The organism is Streptomyces sp. NPDC048331 (genome assembly GCF_043201215.1).
In the GTDB taxonomy this organism is placed as follows: domain Bacteria; phylum Actinomycetota; class Actinomycetes; order Streptomycetales; family Streptomycetaceae; genus Streptomyces.
Window position 1 is genome coordinate 171,429 of record NZ_JBICYT010000006.1, and the last position, 16,223, is coordinate 187,651.

Consider the following 16,223-nt stretch of genomic DNA (forward strand, 5'->3'; position numbering starts at 1 on the left):
CGCAGATGTCCGGACTCCGCGCCGCCCGCCACGCACCGTCGAGACACGCCGTCACCGGTCCCAGCCGGCAGATACGCCCCCTGTTGGTGCGGGCCGCCGTACTGCCCACGCTCGCCGCCGCGCTCAGCGGGGCCGCCGCGGTGATCTTCACCCTCCAGCTCGGCGGGGGAGCGGGCGAGCGCGACGCCCGGCTGTGGCCGGTGCTCACCGGCTGCGCCCTCCTCGTGGTGGGCGCCCTCGCCGCGGCCCTCCTCGGGGCGCAGCGCGCCGGCAAGGCCGTACGGGACCGGTGCGAGGCGCTGCGCCGCTCCAGCGTGCGCGGCCGGGGCGAGCTACGCACGGCCGCCGACCGGCTGGAACGGGGCGAGACCCCGCCCCGTCCGGTGCGTGGCGGACCGAGCACGCCGCCGCCCGGCGGGGACCCGGCCGGGATGGACGAGTTCTGGCTGCTCTCGCAGGAGCTGCGCGGCGCCCGCGAAGAGGCGCACACGACTCTTCTGCGGCTGGCCGGACCGGCCGCCCCGACCGACACCGAGCGCAAGGTCGAGGTCTTCGTCAACCTCGCGCGCAGGCTCCAGTCCCTGGTGCACCGGGAGATCTCGCTGCTGGACGAGCTGGAGGACACGGTCGAGGACCCGGACCTGCTCAAGGAGCTCTTCCACGTCGACCACCTCGCCACCCGGATCCGCCGCCACGCCGAGAACCTCGCCGTACTGGGCGGCGCCGCGTCCCGCCGCCAGTGGACCCGGCCCATCGACCTGAGCGAGGTGCTCCGCTCCGCCGTCGCGGAGGTCGAGCAGTACACCCGGGTCAAGGTCGTGCCCCCGGCCGGTGGCAGCGTGCGCGGACACGCCGTCGCGGACGTGGTCCACCTGCTGGCCGAACTGGTCGAGAACGCCACGGTCTTCTCCGCCCCCGACACCGATGTGGTGCTGCGGGCCGAGCGGGTCACCGCCGGGATCGCCGTCGAGGTGGAGGACCGGGGACTGGGCATGCCGGCCGAGGAACAGCACCGGATGAACGCCCTGCTCGCCGACCCCGACCAGATCAGCGTCCGGCATCTGCTGGCGGACGGCCGGATCGGACTGTTCGTGGTGTCGGCGCTGGCCCGCCGGCACGGAATCGCCGTCGAGCTCAAGTCGAACATCTACGGCGGCGTGCTCGCCGTGCTGGTCCTGCCGCAGGAGCTGCTCGGCGCGGAGGCGCCCACCGCGGCCGACGCGGCGGGGGGCTCTCGGGCCACCTCGTGGGGGACCGGGCAGGGGTCGGCGACCCCGCCGCTGGAGCCGGTACGGATGCCCCGGCCGACGCCCCTGCCCGAGGGATGGCCGGTGTCCGGGGACCCGGTGGCCGCCGCGCCCGACCCCGAGCCGCACCCCGCACCCGCACCCGCGTCGGTGTCCCCGTCCCACTCCCCGTCCACCCCCGTTCCCCGCCCCCGGCCGGAGCCCTCGCGCCGGCCCCGTCCCACGCCCCTGCCCGCACCCCGGTCCGCCGAGGCGGACGGCCCCGGGGCGGTGACCTGGTCGGCGCCGGCGGCCGATCCCCGGGGCGGGCCCGCCCCGGGTCCACCGACCGCGGCGGTGGCCTGGTCGGCGCCCGTGCCCGAGACGGTGCCCGCGCCCGAACCGGTGGCGGCGACCGACACGGTGCCCGCGGCCGAGCCCGCACCCGGCGTCCCCGACGCGGGCGACCGGCCGCGGCTGCCCCGGCGCCGGGCCCAGGAGCACCTCGCGCCCCAGCTCCGCGAGGCCCCCGCCCCCCGGCGGGCCGCGGACCCCGATCAGCCGGTGCACGACCCGAACCTGATGGCCGCCTTCCAACGGGGCTTCGGCCTCGCCCAGTCGGAGAACCAGGCATGACCCCGACCCCTCACCTCATCAGCAAGGAGCGCACCCCCATGGGCGGCGAAGTGGCGACGAAGACCGGCAGCCGGCTCTCCGACCTCGACTGGCTGCTCAGCGGCCTGGTGCAGCGCGTGCCGTACACGCGCAGCGCCGTGATCCTCACCGCCGACGGGCTCGTGACCTGCGTGCACGGCCTGGACGCCGACAGCGCCGACCACCTGGCGGCCCTCGCCTCCGGTCTGTACTCCCTGGGCCGCAGCGCCGGCTCCCGCTTCGCGGAGGGCGCGGAGGTGAGGCAGGTCGTGGTCGAGCTCGACACCGCCCTCGTCTTCGTCTCCGCCGCCGGTTCGGGCACCTGCCTGGCGGTCCTCGCCGACCGGGAGGCTGACGCCGGGGTGCTCGGCTACGAGATGGCGATGCTGGTCAAGAGCGTGCGTCCGTACCTCGCGGCCCCGCCGCGGCGGCCGGTCGCCGACGCGGAGCGATGAGGTCCCGCGGGACGGGGGCGTACACGAAGGGGCGGGACACACCGTGGATCGACGACTCGGCGGGCCGCGTGATGCGCCCGTACACCGCCAGCGGGGGGCGGACCCGGCCGGGCTTCACGCTCGACCTGCTCTCGCTGGTGACGGCGACCGGGGTACGGCCGCACGTCCCGCTCGGGACGGAGCACACGTTGGCGCTGCGGATGTGCGCGGGCGCCGCCGGCGTCACCGTCGCCGAGGTGGCCGGGCAGCTGCGGTTGCCCGCCGTCGTGGTGAAGGTGCTGCTGTCCGACCTGATGGAACACGGGGCCGTCATGGCGCGGGCGCCGCGGTTCCCCGGCGGAGCCTCGTTCGCCGCCGACGACCGGTCCCTGCTGCTGGCGGTGCTCGATGGCCTACGTAGACGACTGTGACGCCCCCGGCCACGGCCCCACCCCCGTCCAGGGCCCAGGCCCCGCCTGCGCTCCGGTCCCGCCCGCGACCTTGAAGATCCTGGTCGCGGGCGGGTTCGGAGCGGGCAAGACCACCTTCGTGGGCGCGGTGAGCGAGATCGAACCGCTGAGTACGGAGGAACTCCTCAGCGGAGTCGGCGCGAGCCGCGACCCGCTGCACGGCGTCGAGGACAAGACCACGACCACGGTCGCGCTCGACTTCGGCCGGATCACCCTGGACGAGCGCCATGTGCTCTACCTCTTCGGCACTCCGGGGCAGCACCGCTTCTGGTTCCTCTGGGAGGAGTTGTGCGCGGGCGCGCTCGGGGCGGTGGTGCTCGCCGACACCCGCCGCCTGGCCGACTGCTTCCCCGCCGTGGACTTCTTCGAGCGGCGCGGGATCGGCTTCATCGTCGCCGTCAACGAGTTCGACGGCGGTCACCGCTACGGGCCCGACGAGGTCCGCGAGGCGGTGGGGCTCGGGCCCGAGGTGCCCGTCGTACGGTGCGACGCGCGTCTCGCGAGCTCCGGTACGGGGGCGCTGGCCGCCCTCGTCCGCCATCTGTTGTGCATGTCCGCAGTCAGCTCTTCGTCCTCGGAGTCGGGGGAACCGCCATGACGTACTACGAATCGACCGGACACCTGTTGCTCACGCCGGTGGACCGGGAGGCTCCCGCACGGGCCGTCCGGCTGCGCGAGCTGGGCCTGGGGGATCGAACGGACCCCGAACTGGACGCCTTCGCGCGGCGCGTCGCCGACGCGCTCGCCGCTCCGTACGCGGGGGTCAACTTCGTCGGCGAGGAACGCCAGTTCTTCGCCGGGCTGCACCACGCCGCGCAGGCCCCGGCGAGTGGATACCCGGCGCGGGTGCTGGCCCGGGACCACGGCTACTGCCCGCACGTGGTGGTGCGGCGGCGGGCGCTGGTCCTGGAGGACGTACGGGACTTCGCGCGCTTCGCGGGCAACGCGGTCGTGGACGAGAGCGGGGTGCGCTCGTACGTGGGCGCACCACTGATCGACCGGCGCGGGATCGTCCTGGGCGCGGTGTGCGCGGTGGACGTGGTGCCGCGGCGCTGGGGGACGGAGGGCCTCGCCACCGTGAAGGACCTCGCGGCGGACCTGGTGGCCCTGGTGCACGAGCGGGAGGACCGGCGGGCGTGAGCGGCATGGTCGGTGGCGGGGGGCTACGGTCGTCGGACACGGGTTCACCGGTGGCTGGAGAGGAGTCTCGGGGATGGCCACGACCGCGCAGGACGTCCGCCTGATCGCGCTGTCGCTTCCGGACAGCAGTGAGAAGCTCGCCTGGGGCATGCCGACCTTCCGGGTGGGCGGGAAGATCTTCGTCTCACTGGCCGACGACGACACCTCGATCGGGGTGAAGTGTCCCAAGGAGGAGAGGGCCGAGCTGATCGCGGCGGAGCCCGAGAAGTTCTTCCTGCGGGCCGGCCACGACGACCACTACGCCTGGATCAGGGTCCGGCTCGCGGCCCTGCGGAACGAGGCGGAGCTGCGGTCCATCCTCATCGACTCCTGGCTCCAGGCGGCCCCCGAGCGCCTGATCGCCGCGCACCCGGAGCTGACCGACGACTCGGGGTGAGGAAGGTCGTGCGGACCCGGAGACGGAAAGGTGCGCGCGACCACCCCACGAAGTGCGGTATCGTTCTCCTGCGCGTTCAGCCAGGGGAAACCCCAGGTCAGCGTGCATCGGGACGTGGCGCAGCTTGGTAGCGCACTTGACTGGGGGTCAAGGGGTCGCAGGTTCAAATCCTGTCGTCCCGACGGTGCTTTACGCACGTCGGAGGCCGTTCTCTCATCCATGGGAGAGCGGCCTTTCGCGCGTCCTGCGGTCGTGACGCCTGCGCGGGAGGATGGCCCGAGGGATGTGTCTTCCGGAGAGGTACGGGCCGATGTGGGCGACGGGTGAGGCGTACGAGCCGTATGTGGGGCGGTGGAGCCGCTCGGTGGCCCGCCACTTCGTCCGACTGCTGGACGCCGCTCCTGGGGGGAGCTGGCGGGATGTCGGGTGCGGCACGGGTGCGGTGACGCGGGCCGTATTGGATCTGGCCGAACCCGAGACGGTCGTCGGCATCGATCCGTCCCCCGGCTACGTGCGGTACGCACGCAGGAACATCACCGATCCGCGGGCGCTCTTCGTCCTGGCCGACGCCGTGAACCTGCCCTTCGCGGACTCCACGGCCTCGGTAGCCGTCAGCGGGCTCGTACTGAACTTCGTACCGGACGCGCCCCGGGCGGCGGCCGAGATGGCGCGTGCGGTGCGGCCCGGGGGGCTGGTGGGGGCGTACGTCTGGGACTTCGAGGAGGGCGGCATGGAGGCCATCCGGGCCTTCTGGGACGCCGCGTCCGCCCTGGACCCGGACGCCCGGGACCTGGACGAGGCCGTCAGGTTCCCGCTGTGCGGCCGGGAGCCGCTGCGGGAGCTGCTGGTCGGGGCGGGGCTCGACGACGTCGCGGTGGAGGCGATCGGCGTCCCCACCCATTTTTCGGATTTCGACGACTACTGGCAGCCGTTCCTGGGCGGGCAGGGGCCGGCGCCCGCCTACGTGGCCTCGCTGCCGCAGGAGCGCCGTACGGAGCTGCGCGAGCGGTTGCGGGCGGCACTGCCCCGGGCTGCGGACGGCTCGATTCCGCTGCGGGCACGGGCCTGGGCCGCACGGGGCACGCGCACGGCATGACCGAGGGGCCGCTCCGGATCCGTCCGGAGCGGCCCCTCGCTCGTCCATGCCGCACACTGCCCGGGCCGCTCGGTCCGCCCGGGCTGCTCAGGACCAGGTCAGAGAGGTGTGCTCGCGTCGGCCTCCCGTTGCATGCCCGCGCACAGCGCCCAGACCACGAACAGGTTGACGGCGATGAGGATCACCGCCCACCACGGGTAGTACGGCAGCCACAGGAAATTGGCGATCGCGCCGAGACCGGCGATGGCCACACCGAGGAAGCGTGCCCACAGGGCTCCGGTGAACACCGCGCAGCCGGCGAGTACGAGGGCGATGCCCACGATCAGGTGAACCCAGCCCCAGCCCGTCAGACTGAACTCGAACACGTAGTGCCGCGTCACGACGAACAGGTCGTCCCTGGCGAGAGCCGCGATCCCCTCGAAGATCGCCATGGCGCCCGCGAAGACCATCAGGGCACCTGCCGTGATGGTCGTACCCGATGTGGGCGCATGCCAGGCGCTGGGCTGCGACGGAGTGGTCCCGGGTCTGCTGGCGTCACTGGCCATGTCGGTCTCCTCGGTGGCAGAGCCGCTCCGGCGTACCGGATTCGGCGTTCCCCCGAATCAGCGTGGCACGGTCACCCTCCGTCGGCACTCCGGCCCGGTCGAGGGGGCCGCTCCGGAGGATTCCGGCACGGCCCCCTCGCTGTCCGGGTCGGCTGGCTACGGGCGCGGACCCGCCAGGACGGGATGCGCTGCGCGGGGGCCTGGTGGGTGGGCGGGCCGTTCGCGGTGGGGCCGGGCCGCGGTGGCCGACCGGCGGGACAGGTTCGCGCTGATCATCGCCGCCGCCCGGGCCACGGACTCGCCCAGCGGGGCGATCTGCCGGGGGTCGAGGGCGGTCGCCGCCACCGCGGCGACCACCTGCCCGGACGCGGACAGGATCGGCGCCGCCACGCACGAGAGGGTGCTCACGCACTGCCCGTACTCGAAGGCGAGTCCCCGCTCCCTGACCTGCGCGACCTCGCGGGCCCACGAGGCCGCCGACCGCCCCTCCGGCGGGTCACCCACCGGGGCGGCGGCCGCCAGGATCAGCTCGGCCGCGCTCCCGGACGGCAGTACGACGCCCGACCTCAGCGGAAACACGTCGTCCACCTCGCCGCGCAGACCCGCGACGACGATCGTCCGGCCCGCCTCCGCCACCGACAGGCTGAGACTCAGGCGGCCGTGCGCGGAGGCCAGCTCGCGCAGCGGTCGGGCCGATGCCGCACGCAGCGCCCGCGCCGGGTGCCATGCCTGACCCAGGCGGAAGGCCCGCGCCCCGAGTCGGTAGCGGCCGGAGCGGCTCTGCACCGCGCCCAGCGCGACCAACTGGCCCAGCAGCCGGTGGGCGGTCGCCTTCGGCAGCTCCGCGTCCGTCGCGAGGCGGGTCAGCCCGACCTCCTCGCCCTCCGCGAGCACCTCCATCAACGCGAAGGCACCTTCCAGTACGCCCCGCCCCTCTGTGCCGGATCTGGCCATGGGCGGTCCCCCTTTCACGCCTGGCCCCATCGGTCGGACGGAACCAGAACTCCCCGTTCGTACCGGCTCGTCGGAGGTACGAGAGGTGCCGTCCCCCGTTCACCGGTCCGTTGAATGGACCAGATCATTGCCCGCGCGTCCCGATCGCGCCATTGTCGTCTCGTCCAAGTGACGGAACGTCACGGCGGCTTGGGAAGAGCCCGAGGTTCCGTCCGACCGGAACGAGCAAGGAGGATCCGATGAGTGCGATCAGGACGAGCGCCAAGCAGTTCAAGTACGTCATGGGCGCCATGACGGCGGTCTTCTTCTCCACCTGTTCTTCCAGCTGACGAAGAAGTGAGGGGTGGGGGCGGCGCGTCGCCCCCACCCCTTCGCCACGCCCCAGGGAGGTACGCGTGCTGGAGACCGGTGTCCGCCAGGTTCGAGTGGCCATGGCGATGGTGTTCGGCCGGCGGCTGAACGTACGGGCCGTCGAGCGACTGGTCGCCGACGCCCTCCGCACACTGGAGGAGTTCGGGTCGCTGGGCGACGACGTCGACGAACTGGCCGACGGACCGTTCGCCGACCCCGACGAACGCCGGGACCTGCAGGACCGCGCGCTCCGGCGGACCGTGCGCAGGCTCGCCACGCGTTCTCCGTTCTACCGGGAGCGGCTCGCCGGCATCGACCTCGACGGCGTGTCCGTCGAGACGCTCACCAGGATCCCCGTGACCCGCAAGGCCGACCTCATCGAACGTCCCGCCGACTTCCTGTGCGGCGCCCCCTACCTGGCGACCCAGACGACCGGCACCACCGGCCGCCCCGTGCAGATCTGGCTCTCCCGCTACGAGATGGAGCTGTGGCCCGCGCTGATCGCCCTGTCCCTGGTGCTGCGCGGTGACCTCGGGCCCGGCGACCGGATGCAGATCAACCTCAGTTCTCGGGCGACGGCCGCCGTCCAGGAGGACGTGGAGGTGTGCCGGCTCGCCAACGCCTCCTGCCACGTCGTGGGACAGATCCCGCCGGACGAGTCCGTCGAGCACCTGCTGGGCGCGGGCGGGGGCGCCCGACCCACCATCCTCACCGGCAACCCCAGCTACCTCGGCCAGATGGTCACCGCCGCCCGACGACGCGGCTACGGACCGCAGGACTTCGCGTTGCGCGCGATCTACGCCGGCGGGGAGATGCTGTCGCGGAGCCTGTCGGACGCCCTGCGCGAGACCTTCGGCGCCAGGACCGTGGGCGACTCCTTCGGTATGACGGAACTGCTCCCGGTCGGCGGCCGCACCTGTGGTGAGCGGCACCTCCACATCGACCCCAACATGGGCTACACCGAGGTCCTCGACCTGGAGACGGGTGGGCCCGCGGCCCCCGGTCGGCTCGGCGAACTGACGATCACCCCCTACTTCCCCTACCGGGAGTGCATGCCGGTCCTGCGCTACAACACCGGTGACGTGGTCCGCACCCTGGAGGGCGAGCCCGGCTGCGAACTGTCGGCCGTGCCCGCCGTCTCCCACATCCTCGGCAAAGCCGGCCAACTGCACCGCACCGTCGCGGGCATCGTGGCCCCGCGCGACATCGTGGAGGCGCTGGACGGCACCCCGGGCCTGCCGTTCCCGCTCCGCCACCGGGCGGAGGTCGGCGCGGACGGCCGGCTGCACGTGGAGGTCGCGTCCGAAGAGGTCACCGTGGCGGAGGTGACCGAGCGACTGCGGGCCGGGGCCGTCGACGCCCGGGTCACGGTCCTGCCGGTGGACGAGGAGGAGGCCGCGCGCCTCTTCCCCCTCCGCTGCGATCTGCTGGAGCACACCTTCACCCGGAGCCAGGCATGAGCGTCTTCTTCCAGCTCGCGGTCACCCTCGTCCTGGCGGTCGGCGCGTGCGCCGGCGCGATCGCCTACTTCCGTGCCGTACGCACGCCGAGGCCGCCCGTCGGCGTCTTCAACGGCAGCGACATCTTCATGATGATGGGCTTCGTCCTGGCCCTGCCGTACATCTACCTGACGCTGCCCGGAGCGGTCCTGCCGGTGGTGCTCGCCCTCGTCTTCACAGGCGGACTGTCCGTCGGCTACCAGCCCGTGATCGGGAACGCCCGGCTGCGCCGGTCGCTGATCGCCGTACTGATCGCGAGCGTGCTCGGCTGCCACCTCGCCTTCGGCGAGACCGCGCCGCCGTACTGGGTGGCGAACAGCGCCGTCGTCGTGCTGATCGTGGTCTCCGCCACGAACCTCAACGTGCAGGGCGGGATGCGGCTGAAGAACGTCGCGTGGTTCCTGCTCGCGCTGACCGCGTACGACGCCTTCTTCGCCTGGGTCGTACCCCTGACCCAGCAGCTGTCCGACGCCGTCCAGGGGTATCCGTACGCCCCCGCCGCGGGCCTGCGCATCGGCGAGGACCTGGGCGCGGTGGTCGGCATGGGCGACCTGCTGGCGTACGCACTGTTCACCACCACCGCGTACAAGGCGTACGGGACGCCGGGGCTGCGGACCGGGATCACGCTCGTCACCCTCTTCGGCGCCGTGGCCCCGGTCGCCACGCTGCACGTCCTCGCCGCGGCCACCGGCCACGCGCCGGCCCTCATCCCGGCCCAGGTGTTCTTCGGCCCGGCGGCCTTCCTCGGCTACCGCTACCTGCGCCGCCGCGGCCCGGAGCGGCGGATGGCCGACGTACCCCACCGCGGGACCGCCACCGCCGACGCCACGCCCCGCGGAGCGGCAGACCGGCCGGGCCCGGCCCGGGGAGCCACGGCCGAACCGGTGCGCTGACGGGCCCGCCCCCGAGGGCCCTCCGGCGCGGGCCGCCTCCGACGGGCCGAGCCCCGCGGACGCGGCTAGCCTGGGACTGCCGTACTCCAGTGCGATCGGAGGGCCGGAGCGATGCCCCGTGCCGACTGGCTTCTGGAACCGGGTGAACGGGGCAACCCGGCGACGCGCCTGGATCGGCGTCGCCCGGACGGCGCGGCCTGGTCCCGGGGGAACCACGCACGCCCCCTGGTCCACGGAGCGGTGTACTTCGCGGAGCTCCTGGCGGCCGTCCGCGGGATGGGCCCGGGCGATCTGCTGCTGTTCACCGACTGGCGCGGCGACCCCGACGAACGGCTCGACGGACCCGGCACCGAGATCGGCTCGGTCCTGTGCCGGGCGGCCGAGCGGGGTGTCGTCGTGAAGGGTCTGCTGTGGCGCTCCCACCTGGACGGTCTTCGCTTCAGCCAAGAGGAGAACCTCCGCTTCGGCGCGGAGCTCACGGAGGCCGGAGCGGAGTGCCTGCTGGACATGAGGGTGCGGCCGGGCGGTTCCCACCACCAGAAACTCGTGGTGCTGCGCCATCCGGGCCGCCCGGAGCTGGACGTCGCCTACGTCGGCGGCATCGACCTCTGTCGCAACCGCAACGACGACGCGACGCACGCCGGGGACCGGCAGTCACTGCCCCTGGCCCCCGCCTACGGGCCGCATCCGCCGTGGCACGACCTCCAGCTGGCCCTGCGCGGCCCGGTCGTGGGCGACGTCGAGGCCGTCTTCCGCGAACGGTGGGAGGATCCGGCTCCGCTCAGCCGGAGCCCGCTGACCCGGCTGCGGGAGCGGATGCACCGCGAGGACGTCAGCGCCGACCCGCTGCCACGGCAGACCCCGGACCCGGCGCGGTGCGGGACGCACACCGTCCAACTGCTGCGGACCTACCCGAACCGGCTGCTGCGCGGTTACCCCTTCGCCCCCGACGGCGAGCGCAGCATCGCGCGGGGGTACACCAAGGCGCTGCGGCGGGCCCGGTCGCTGATCTACCTGGAGGACCAGTACCTGTGGTCGCCCCGGGTGGTGGACTGCTTCGCCCGGGCCCTGCGCCGGCATCCGGGGTTGCGGCTGATCGGGGTCGTTCCCACGGTCCCGGAGCAGACCGGTCCGCTCACGCTGCCGATGAACCTGATCGGGCGGATCAAGGCGCTGGACGAGCTGCGCGAGGCCGGTGGCGACCGGGTCGCGGTGTACGGCCTGGAGAACCGGGCCGGAACCCCCGTCTACGTCCACGCGAAGGCGTGCGTGATCGACGACGTATGGGCCTCCATCGGCTCGGACAACATCAACCTCCGTTCCTGGAGCCATGATTCCGAGCTCAGCTGCGTCGTGTACGACGAGCGCACCGATCCGCGGCCTCCGGCCGACCCGGGCGGTCTCGGCGACGGGGCCCGGTTCTTCGCCCGCGAACTGCGCCTGGAACTCATGGCCGAGCACACCGATGCCGGGGCGACGGACGCACTGTGCGACCCTGTGTCCGCTTTCGATCTCTTCGCGGAGAGTGCCGCCGCGCTCGACGCCTGGTACGAGGGCGGCCGGCACTGCCCGCGCCCGCCGGGACGGCTGCGCCGGTACGCCCGTCCGGAGCTCGGGACGGCGCGGCGGGCGCTCGCCACCCCGCTGCACCGGGCGCTGGTGGACCCGGACGGCCGCCCGCTCGGGATGAGGCTCCGGCGAAGGTTCTGAGGCACCTTCTAGCGGCAAACCATTGCTAAAACGTACAAATTGATGTCACATAGTGCCCGTTCCCGACACGGTGGGTACCGCTTAAGTGACCAAAATGGCGGCGGGTTAGCATATGAGCACCGCCTAGCTCGAAAGATAATCCTGTGACTGTCAATGAGGACTCGTTCACCAGCTGGAAGAACCGCGAGGAGATCGCGGAGTCGATGATCCCGATCATCGGGAAGCTGCACCGGGAGCGGGACGTCACGATCCTGCTCCACAGCCGCTCCTTGGTGAACAAGTCGGTGGTCAGCATCCTCAAGACCCACCGATTCGCCCGTCAGATCGCCGGTGAGGAGCTCTCGGTCACCGAGACGCTGCCGTTCCTGCAGGTTCTGACCACGCTCGATCTCGGCCCGTCCCAGATCGACATCGGCATGCTCGCCGCGGACTACAAGAGCGACGACCGCGGCCTCTCGGTGGCCGAGTTCACCGCCGACGCCGTCGCCGGCGCCACCGGCGCGAACAAGCTCGAGCGCGGTGACGGCCGCGACGTCGTCCTGTACGGCTTCGGCCGCATCGGCCGCCTCGTCGCCCGCCTGCTGATCGAGAAGGCCGGCTCCGGAAACGGCCTGCGCCTGCGGGCCATCGTCGTCCGCCAGGGCGGCGACCAGGACATCGTCAAGCGCGCCTCGCTGCTGCGCCGCGACTCGATCCACGGCCAGTTCCAGGGCACGATCACCGTCGACGAGGCGAACAGCACGATCATCGCCAACGGCAACGCCATCAAGGTGATCTACGCGAACGACCCGTCCGAGGTGGACTACACCGAGCACGGCATCAAGGACGCCATCCTCATCGACAACACGGGCAAGTGGCGCGACCGTGAGGGTCTGTCCAAGCACCTGCGCCCCGGCATCGACAAGGTCGTGCTGACGGCTCCGGGCAAGGGCGACGTCCCGAACATCGTCCACGGCGTCAACCACGACACCATCAAGCCGGACGAGCAGATCCTGTCCTGCGCCTCCTGCACCACCAACGCGATCGTCCCGCCGCTCAAGGCCATGGACGACGAGTACGGTGTGCTGCGCGGTCACGTGGAGACCGTCCACTCGTTCACGAACGACCAGAACCTGCTGGACAACTACCACAAGGCCGACCGTCGTGGCCGCTCCGCGCCGCTCAACATGGTCATCACCGAGACCGGCGCCGCCTCGGCCGTCGCCAAGGCGCTGCCCGACCTCAAGGCCCCGATCACCGGCAGCTCGATCCGCGTCCCCGTCCCGGACGTCTCGATCGCCATCCTGAGCCTGCGCCTGGGCCGTGAGACCACCCGCGACGAGGTCCTCGACTACCTCCGCGACGTCTCGCTGCACTCGCCGCTCAAGCGTCAGATCGACTTCACCACGGCTCCCGACGCGGTCTCCATGGACTTCGTCGGTTCGCGCCACTCCTCGATCGTCGACGCGGGCGCCACCAAGGTGGACGGCGACAACGCCATCCTCTACCTCTGGTACGACAACGAGTTCGGCTACTCCTGCCAGGTCATCCGTGTGGTCCAGCACGTGTCCGGCGTCGAGTACCCGACCTACCCGGTTCCGGCGGTCTGATCCGTCGGAACGCTCGCCGTCCGACCGGCTGCTTCGACAGGCGGGGTGATGGTGGGAGGGCGACCGATGCCGACGCGCATCGGTCGCCCCGCCCGCCGTCCCCCGCCTGTCGTGCGTCCCGCCCCCGGCCGGCGCGGCGCCGCCGGATGGCGGGCCGGCGCGATCCCGGCCAGGACGGCCACGAGCACGCACACCCTCGGCCGGCGCTGCCGTGGACCCGCACGCCGAGCCAGGATCCGCCGCTGGGGATCGACTGACCGGCGGCGCGGACCCGGCGTGAGCCGCGTCGGACGCGGCCCGCGCCTCACGCGTGGGCCCGTACCGGGCGGCGCAGCAGGTACCCGGCCGCGGCCACGACCAGTACGGCCATGCAGGCGATGAACACCAGACCGGCGCCCTCCAGACCGATCGGGTCGACCAGCAGCCCCACCCCGATCACCGGCAGCGAGATGCCGGTGTACGCCACCACGAACAGCATCGAGATCACCGCCGCCCGGCGGTCCGGCGGCGAGGCCGCGGCCACCGCTGCCAGGGCCCCGCGGAACGCCAGGCCTTGCCCGAACCCGCCGACCACGGCGCTCGCCACCACCAGCGCCAGCAGGTCCCACCACAGCGCGCCCGCGAGCAGCGCCAGCCCGGCGAGCAGCCCGGCGCAGCCCAGCGGCAGCGACCGGCCCACCCCGAGCCGGCCGACCACCAGTTGTCCGGCGGTCGAGGCGAAGAAGGCCAGCGCGACGATCAGTCCGCTCACCGCGCGGTTGTGCACGTCCAAGGACTCGGCGAGGAAGGCGGGGCTGACCGAGGTGAACACCCCGAACAGCGCGAAGCCGACGAAGGAGGCGATCGCCGCGGGCGCGAACACGGACCGCACCTGCGGGGGCAGGCCGGGCCGCTGTGGTCGTACGGCACGCAGGGGCTGCCGGTCGCGCACGGTCTCGGGGAGCCGCGCCAGGACACCGGCCGAGACGGCCACCAGCGCCAGGTGGACGGCGAACGGCAGGTACAGCGGCCAGGCGGCGTACTGCGCGAGCACTCCGGCGAGCAGGGGGCCGCAGCCCAGGCCGCCCATGTTGGCGGCCGTCGCCACGAAGGTGGCCCGCGAGGCACCGCCGCTCGGCGCCAGTTCCATCACGTAGGCGGTGGCGGCCCCGGTGAACAGCCCGGCGGACAGCCCCGACAGCAGCCGGCCCGCGTACAGCCAGCCCATGCCGGTGGCGCACAGGAAGCAGACGGCACTGGCTGCCGAGAAGGCCAGGCCGGCCAGCAGCACGGGTCGCCTGCCGACGACGTCCGAGGCGTTGCCCGCCAGCAGCAGGACGCCGATCACCCCGAAGGCGTACACGGCGTACACGACGGTCACCACCAGCTCGGAGAACCCGAACTTCTCCTGGTAGAGCCCGTACAGGGGGGTGGGCAGCGTGGTGCCCGCCATGCACACGGCGAACACCGCCCCGGCGAGCAGGCACTGGCGCCACCGCTGACGATCACCGTCCATGCCGCCGACGGTAACCCCGCCGCGGCGGCCCGGCGCGGCGGCGGCCGCGCCCGTCGGTCAGGGTCGGCCGGCGTGCAGTTCCAGCGGACCGGCGCCCGTGGCGCGGGCGGTCAGGCAGGCGGTGATCTGCCGGCGCAGGGCGGGTTTGACCAGGCCGGGGAGGTCCGCGGGGGTGACGGTGCGCCACTGGAGGAGCTCGGTGGGGTCCAGTCGGATCCGGGCGAGGACGGGGTCCTCGAGGACGCCGCCGTCGTAGAGGAAGCGGATCCGGGCGGGCCGACCGGCCTTGTGGGCCCAGTTCACGGCGAGCAGCCGACCCGGAGCGAGGTCCAGGCCCAGTTCCTCCCGGACCTCCCGCCGGGCGGCGGCGCGCGGGATCTCCCCGAGGTCGCTGTCGATGCCGCCGCCCGGCAGGTTCCAGCGGTCGGACCGGCCGTACGCGGGCTGCACCAGCAGGATCCTGCCGTCGGAGCCGGTGAACAGCACGCTCGCCGCGGTCACCGCCTTCGGGCGGCCGGCCCGATGGTCGGCCGGGTCGAGGGTGCCCGAGTGCTCCAGGGCGACGCGCCGGGCCGGGTCCAGACCGGCCGGGCTGCCGGGCTGGGGCACCCCGTCGACGAGGTGGGCGAAGGACCCGGCGTGCAGGGCGGCCAGCGCGGCGCGCAGCCGGGGCGCGACGGGGGCGGGCAGCAGCGCACAGGCCGCCTCCGGCGGGAGCCAGCGCGCCTCGCCGCCCTCCCCGCCGGGGAGCGCGATCGCCGCGACCTCCGACAGGGGGAGCGGTCCGACCAGGTGGACGTGCACGATCAGGGAGCGGCCGGGCGGGCCGGTCGCGCCGGTCGGCCGCGAGTCCACCGCCAGCAGCCTGCCGGCCCGCCGAGCGATGCCCAGCCCCTGACGCAGTGCGCGGGCCAGCCCCTCCTCCGGGGTCTCGGTGCCCTCGACCACTCCGCCCGGAAGCTCCGGGTCCGTCCGGCCCGGGGCGGTCAGTACGAGGACCCGCCCGCGCGTGTCCAGGACGACCCCGGAGGTGGCCACGAGCGGGGAGGGACGGTCGGGCACGGCAGGCTCCTGAGGATCGGGTCGGCGTCGCCGACGTGCGGGTTCAGGCGCGGGCCAGCAGCAGGCCGCCCATGGTGACCATGGTCGCAGCGACGAGCCCGTCCAGGACGCGCCAGGCACCCGGACGGGCGAGCGGGCCGCTCAGCAGCCGCGCCCCGTAGCCCAGTCCGGCGAACCAGGTGAGGCTGCCCAGCACCGCCCCGACGGCGAAGGCCCAGCGCAGGTCCCCGCGGTCGGCGGCCAGGGAACCGAGGAGCAGCACGGTGTCCAGGTAGACGTGCGGGTTGAGCCAGGTCATGGCCAGCGCGGTCAGCACGGCCCGGCGGGCGGACCCGCTCGTCGTGCCCTCCGTGGTGAGGGCGGCGCCGGGGGCGGGCCGCAGCACCCGGCGGGCGGCGAGGACTCCGTAGCAGATCAGGAACGCGCCCCCGGCGAGTGCGACGACCGTCAGGGCGGCCGGCCAGGCGGTGACGAAGGCACCGACGCCGGCGACGCCGAGGGTGATGAGGACCGCGTCGGAGAGGGCACAGATGGCGACCACGGCGAGGACCGCCTGACGGCGCGCGCCTTGGCGCAGGACGAAGGCGTTCTGCGCGCCGATGGCGACGATGAGGGAGAGTCCGGTGCCGAAGCCGGCCAGGGCCGCGGTGACGATGCCGTAGTTCATGA

General features: G+C 73.4%; 16 protein-coding genes and 1 tRNA gene. 12 read left to right on the top strand and 5 right to left on the bottom strand.

Annotated features, from left to right (window positions below; all coding sequences use genetic code 11):
- Positions 1-5: 5 nt before the first annotated feature.
- The 8 genes from ACGFYY_RS12565 (at position 6) to ACGFYY_RS12600 (ending at position 5,456) form a co-directional block, all read left to right on the top strand.
- Positions 6-1,862 carry an ATP-binding protein gene (locus ACGFYY_RS12565; RefSeq protein WP_393708790.1) on the top strand — a complete coding sequence of 619 codons (1,857 nt, stop codon included), beginning with the start codon at positions 6-8 and terminating at the stop codon, positions 1,860-1,862.
- Positions 1,863-1,900: 38 nt separating this feature from the next.
- On the top strand, positions 1,901-2,335 hold the full coding sequence (locus ACGFYY_RS12570) for a roadblock/LC7 domain-containing protein (RefSeq protein ID WP_393708945.1): 435 nt from the start codon (positions 1,901-1,903) through the stop codon (positions 2,333-2,335).
- On the top strand, positions 2,332-2,745 hold the full coding sequence (locus tag ACGFYY_RS12575; protein ID WP_393708792.1) for a DUF742 domain-containing protein: 414 nt from the start codon (positions 2,332-2,334) through the stop codon (positions 2,743-2,745). Before ACGFYY_RS12570 ends, ACGFYY_RS12575 begins: the two co-directional genes overlap by 4 nt.
- Entirely contained in the window at positions 2,723-3,382 is a 660-nt protein-coding gene (locus ACGFYY_RS12580; RefSeq protein WP_393708794.1) for an ATP/GTP-binding protein, read from the top strand. Before ACGFYY_RS12575 ends, ACGFYY_RS12580 begins: the two co-directional genes overlap by 23 nt.
- Complete coding sequence (locus ACGFYY_RS12585; RefSeq protein ID WP_393708796.1) at positions 3,379-3,924, top strand: GAF domain-containing protein; 546 nt, start codon at positions 3,379-3,381, stop codon at positions 3,922-3,924. The genes ACGFYY_RS12580 and ACGFYY_RS12585 overlap by 4 nt, the downstream gene beginning before the upstream one ends.
- Before the next feature lie 73 nt (positions 3,925-3,997).
- Positions 3,998-4,360 carry an MmcQ/YjbR family DNA-binding protein gene (locus tag ACGFYY_RS12590; protein ID WP_393708798.1) on the top strand — a complete coding sequence of 121 codons (363 nt, stop codon included), beginning with the start codon at positions 3,998-4,000 and terminating at the stop codon, positions 4,358-4,360.
- Between the two features lie 108 nt (positions 4,361-4,468).
- Positions 4,469-4,542, top strand: a tRNA-Pro gene (locus ACGFYY_RS12595).
- Positions 4,543-4,670: 128 nt separating this feature from the next.
- Positions 4,671-5,456, top strand: coding sequence for a class I SAM-dependent methyltransferase (locus ACGFYY_RS12600; RefSeq protein WP_393708800.1), 786 nt, complete (start codon positions 4,671-4,673; stop codon positions 5,454-5,456).
- A gap of 98 nt (positions 5,457-5,554) precedes the next feature.
- Here the strand turns inward: ACGFYY_RS12600 and ACGFYY_RS12605 are convergent, their stop codons facing one another.
- Together ACGFYY_RS12605 and ACGFYY_RS12610 are read right to left on the bottom strand one after the other, a co-directional pair.
- Positions 5,555-6,001: a hypothetical protein gene (locus ACGFYY_RS12605; protein ID WP_393708802.1), complete on the bottom strand. Its 447-nt coding sequence runs from the start codon at positions 5,999-6,001 to the stop codon at positions 5,555-5,557.
- Positions 6,002-6,157: 156 nt separating this feature from the next.
- On the bottom strand, positions 6,158-6,955 hold the full coding sequence (locus tag ACGFYY_RS12610) for a helix-turn-helix domain-containing protein (protein ID WP_393708804.1): 798 nt from the start codon (positions 6,953-6,955) through the stop codon (positions 6,158-6,160).
- Between the two features lie 395 nt (positions 6,956-7,350).
- Here ACGFYY_RS12610 and ACGFYY_RS12615 point away from each other — a divergent pair, with 395 nt between their 5' ends.
- The 4 genes from ACGFYY_RS12615 (at position 7,351) to ACGFYY_RS12630 (ending at position 12,997) form a co-directional block, all read left to right on the top strand.
- Positions 7,351-8,766 (top strand): phenylacetate--CoA ligase family protein, encoded by a 1,416-nt coding sequence (locus tag ACGFYY_RS12615; protein ID WP_393708806.1) that lies wholly within the window; start codon positions 7,351-7,353, stop codon positions 8,764-8,766.
- Positions 8,763-9,698: a hypothetical protein gene (locus ACGFYY_RS12620; protein WP_393708808.1), complete on the top strand. Its 936-nt coding sequence runs from the start codon at positions 8,763-8,765 to the stop codon at positions 9,696-9,698. The genes ACGFYY_RS12615 and ACGFYY_RS12620 overlap by 4 nt, the downstream gene beginning before the upstream one ends.
- A gap of 111 nt (positions 9,699-9,809) precedes the next feature.
- On the top strand, positions 9,810-11,408 hold the full coding sequence (locus tag ACGFYY_RS12625) for a phospholipase D family protein (RefSeq protein ID WP_393708810.1): 1,599 nt from the start codon (positions 9,810-9,812) through the stop codon (positions 11,406-11,408).
- A 143-nt stretch (positions 11,409-11,551) separates the two neighbouring features.
- Positions 11,552-12,997 carry a glyceraldehyde-3-phosphate dehydrogenase gene (locus ACGFYY_RS12630; protein ID WP_365265148.1) on the top strand — a complete coding sequence of 482 codons (1,446 nt, stop codon included), beginning with the start codon at positions 11,552-11,554 and terminating at the stop codon, positions 12,995-12,997.
- A gap of 304 nt (positions 12,998-13,301) precedes the next feature.
- Here the strand turns inward: ACGFYY_RS12630 and ACGFYY_RS12635 are convergent, their stop codons facing one another.
- From ACGFYY_RS12635 to ACGFYY_RS12645, 3 genes are read right to left on the bottom strand one after another with little or no spacing between them, the layout of a single operon-like run.
- Positions 13,302-14,492, bottom strand: coding sequence for an MFS transporter (locus ACGFYY_RS12635; protein WP_393708813.1), 1,191 nt, complete (start codon positions 14,490-14,492; stop codon positions 13,302-13,304).
- A 57-nt stretch (positions 14,493-14,549) separates the two neighbouring features.
- On the bottom strand, positions 14,550-15,554 hold the full coding sequence (locus ACGFYY_RS12640) for an NUDIX domain-containing protein (RefSeq protein ID WP_393708815.1): 1,005 nt from the start codon (positions 15,552-15,554) through the stop codon (positions 14,550-14,552).
- Between the two features lie 43 nt (positions 15,555-15,597).
- The gene (locus tag ACGFYY_RS12645; RefSeq protein WP_365265156.1) at positions 15,598-16,221 is read right to left on the bottom strand and encodes a LysE/ArgO family amino acid transporter; all 624 of its coding nucleotides are present in this window, start codon (positions 16,219-16,221) and stop codon (positions 15,598-15,600) included.
- Between the last annotated feature and the right edge of the window lie 2 nt (positions 16,222-16,223).

What these genes read in the sequence shown, in the direction of transcription:
- ACGFYY_RS12565 (WP_393708790.1), top strand. Translation starts at nt 6, where the DNA reads ATGTCCGGACTCCGCGCCGCCCGCCACGCACCGTCGAGACACGCCGTC.
- ACGFYY_RS12570 (WP_393708945.1), top strand. Translation starts at nt 1,901, where the DNA reads ATGGGCGGCGAAGTGGCGACGAAGACCGGCAGCCGGCTCTCCGACCTC.
- ACGFYY_RS12575 (WP_393708792.1), top strand. Translation starts at nt 2,332, where the DNA reads ATGAGGTCCCGCGGGACGGGGGCGTACACGAAGGGGCGGGACACACCG.
- ACGFYY_RS12580 (WP_393708794.1), top strand. Translation starts at nt 2,723, where the DNA reads ATGGCCTACGTAGACGACTGTGACGCCCCCGGCCACGGCCCCACCCCC.
- ACGFYY_RS12585 (WP_393708796.1), top strand. Translation starts at nt 3,379, where the DNA reads ATGACGTACTACGAATCGACCGGACACCTGTTGCTCACGCCGGTGGAC.
- ACGFYY_RS12590 (WP_393708798.1), top strand. Translation starts at nt 3,998, where the DNA reads ATGGCCACGACCGCGCAGGACGTCCGCCTGATCGCGCTGTCGCTTCCG.
- ACGFYY_RS12600 (WP_393708800.1), top strand. Translation starts at nt 4,671, where the DNA reads ATGTGGGCGACGGGTGAGGCGTACGAGCCGTATGTGGGGCGGTGGAGC.
- ACGFYY_RS12605 (WP_393708802.1), bottom strand. Translation starts at nt 6,001, where the DNA reads ATGGCCAGTGACGCCAGCAGACCCGGGACCACTCCGTCGCAGCCCAGC.
- ACGFYY_RS12610 (WP_393708804.1), bottom strand. Translation starts at nt 6,955, where the DNA reads ATGGCCAGATCCGGCACAGAGGGGCGGGGCGTACTGGAAGGTGCCTTC.
- ACGFYY_RS12620 (WP_393708808.1), top strand. Translation starts at nt 8,763, where the DNA reads ATGAGCGTCTTCTTCCAGCTCGCGGTCACCCTCGTCCTGGCGGTCGGC.
- ACGFYY_RS12625 (WP_393708810.1), top strand. Translation starts at nt 9,810, where the DNA reads ATGCCCCGTGCCGACTGGCTTCTGGAACCGGGTGAACGGGGCAACCCG.
- ACGFYY_RS12635 (WP_393708813.1), bottom strand. Translation starts at nt 14,492, where the DNA reads ATGGACGGTGATCGTCAGCGGTGGCGCCAGTGCCTGCTCGCCGGGGCG.
- ACGFYY_RS12645 (WP_365265156.1), bottom strand. Translation starts at nt 16,221, where the DNA reads ATGAACTACGGCATCGTCACCGCGGCCCTGGCCGGCTTCGGCACCGGA.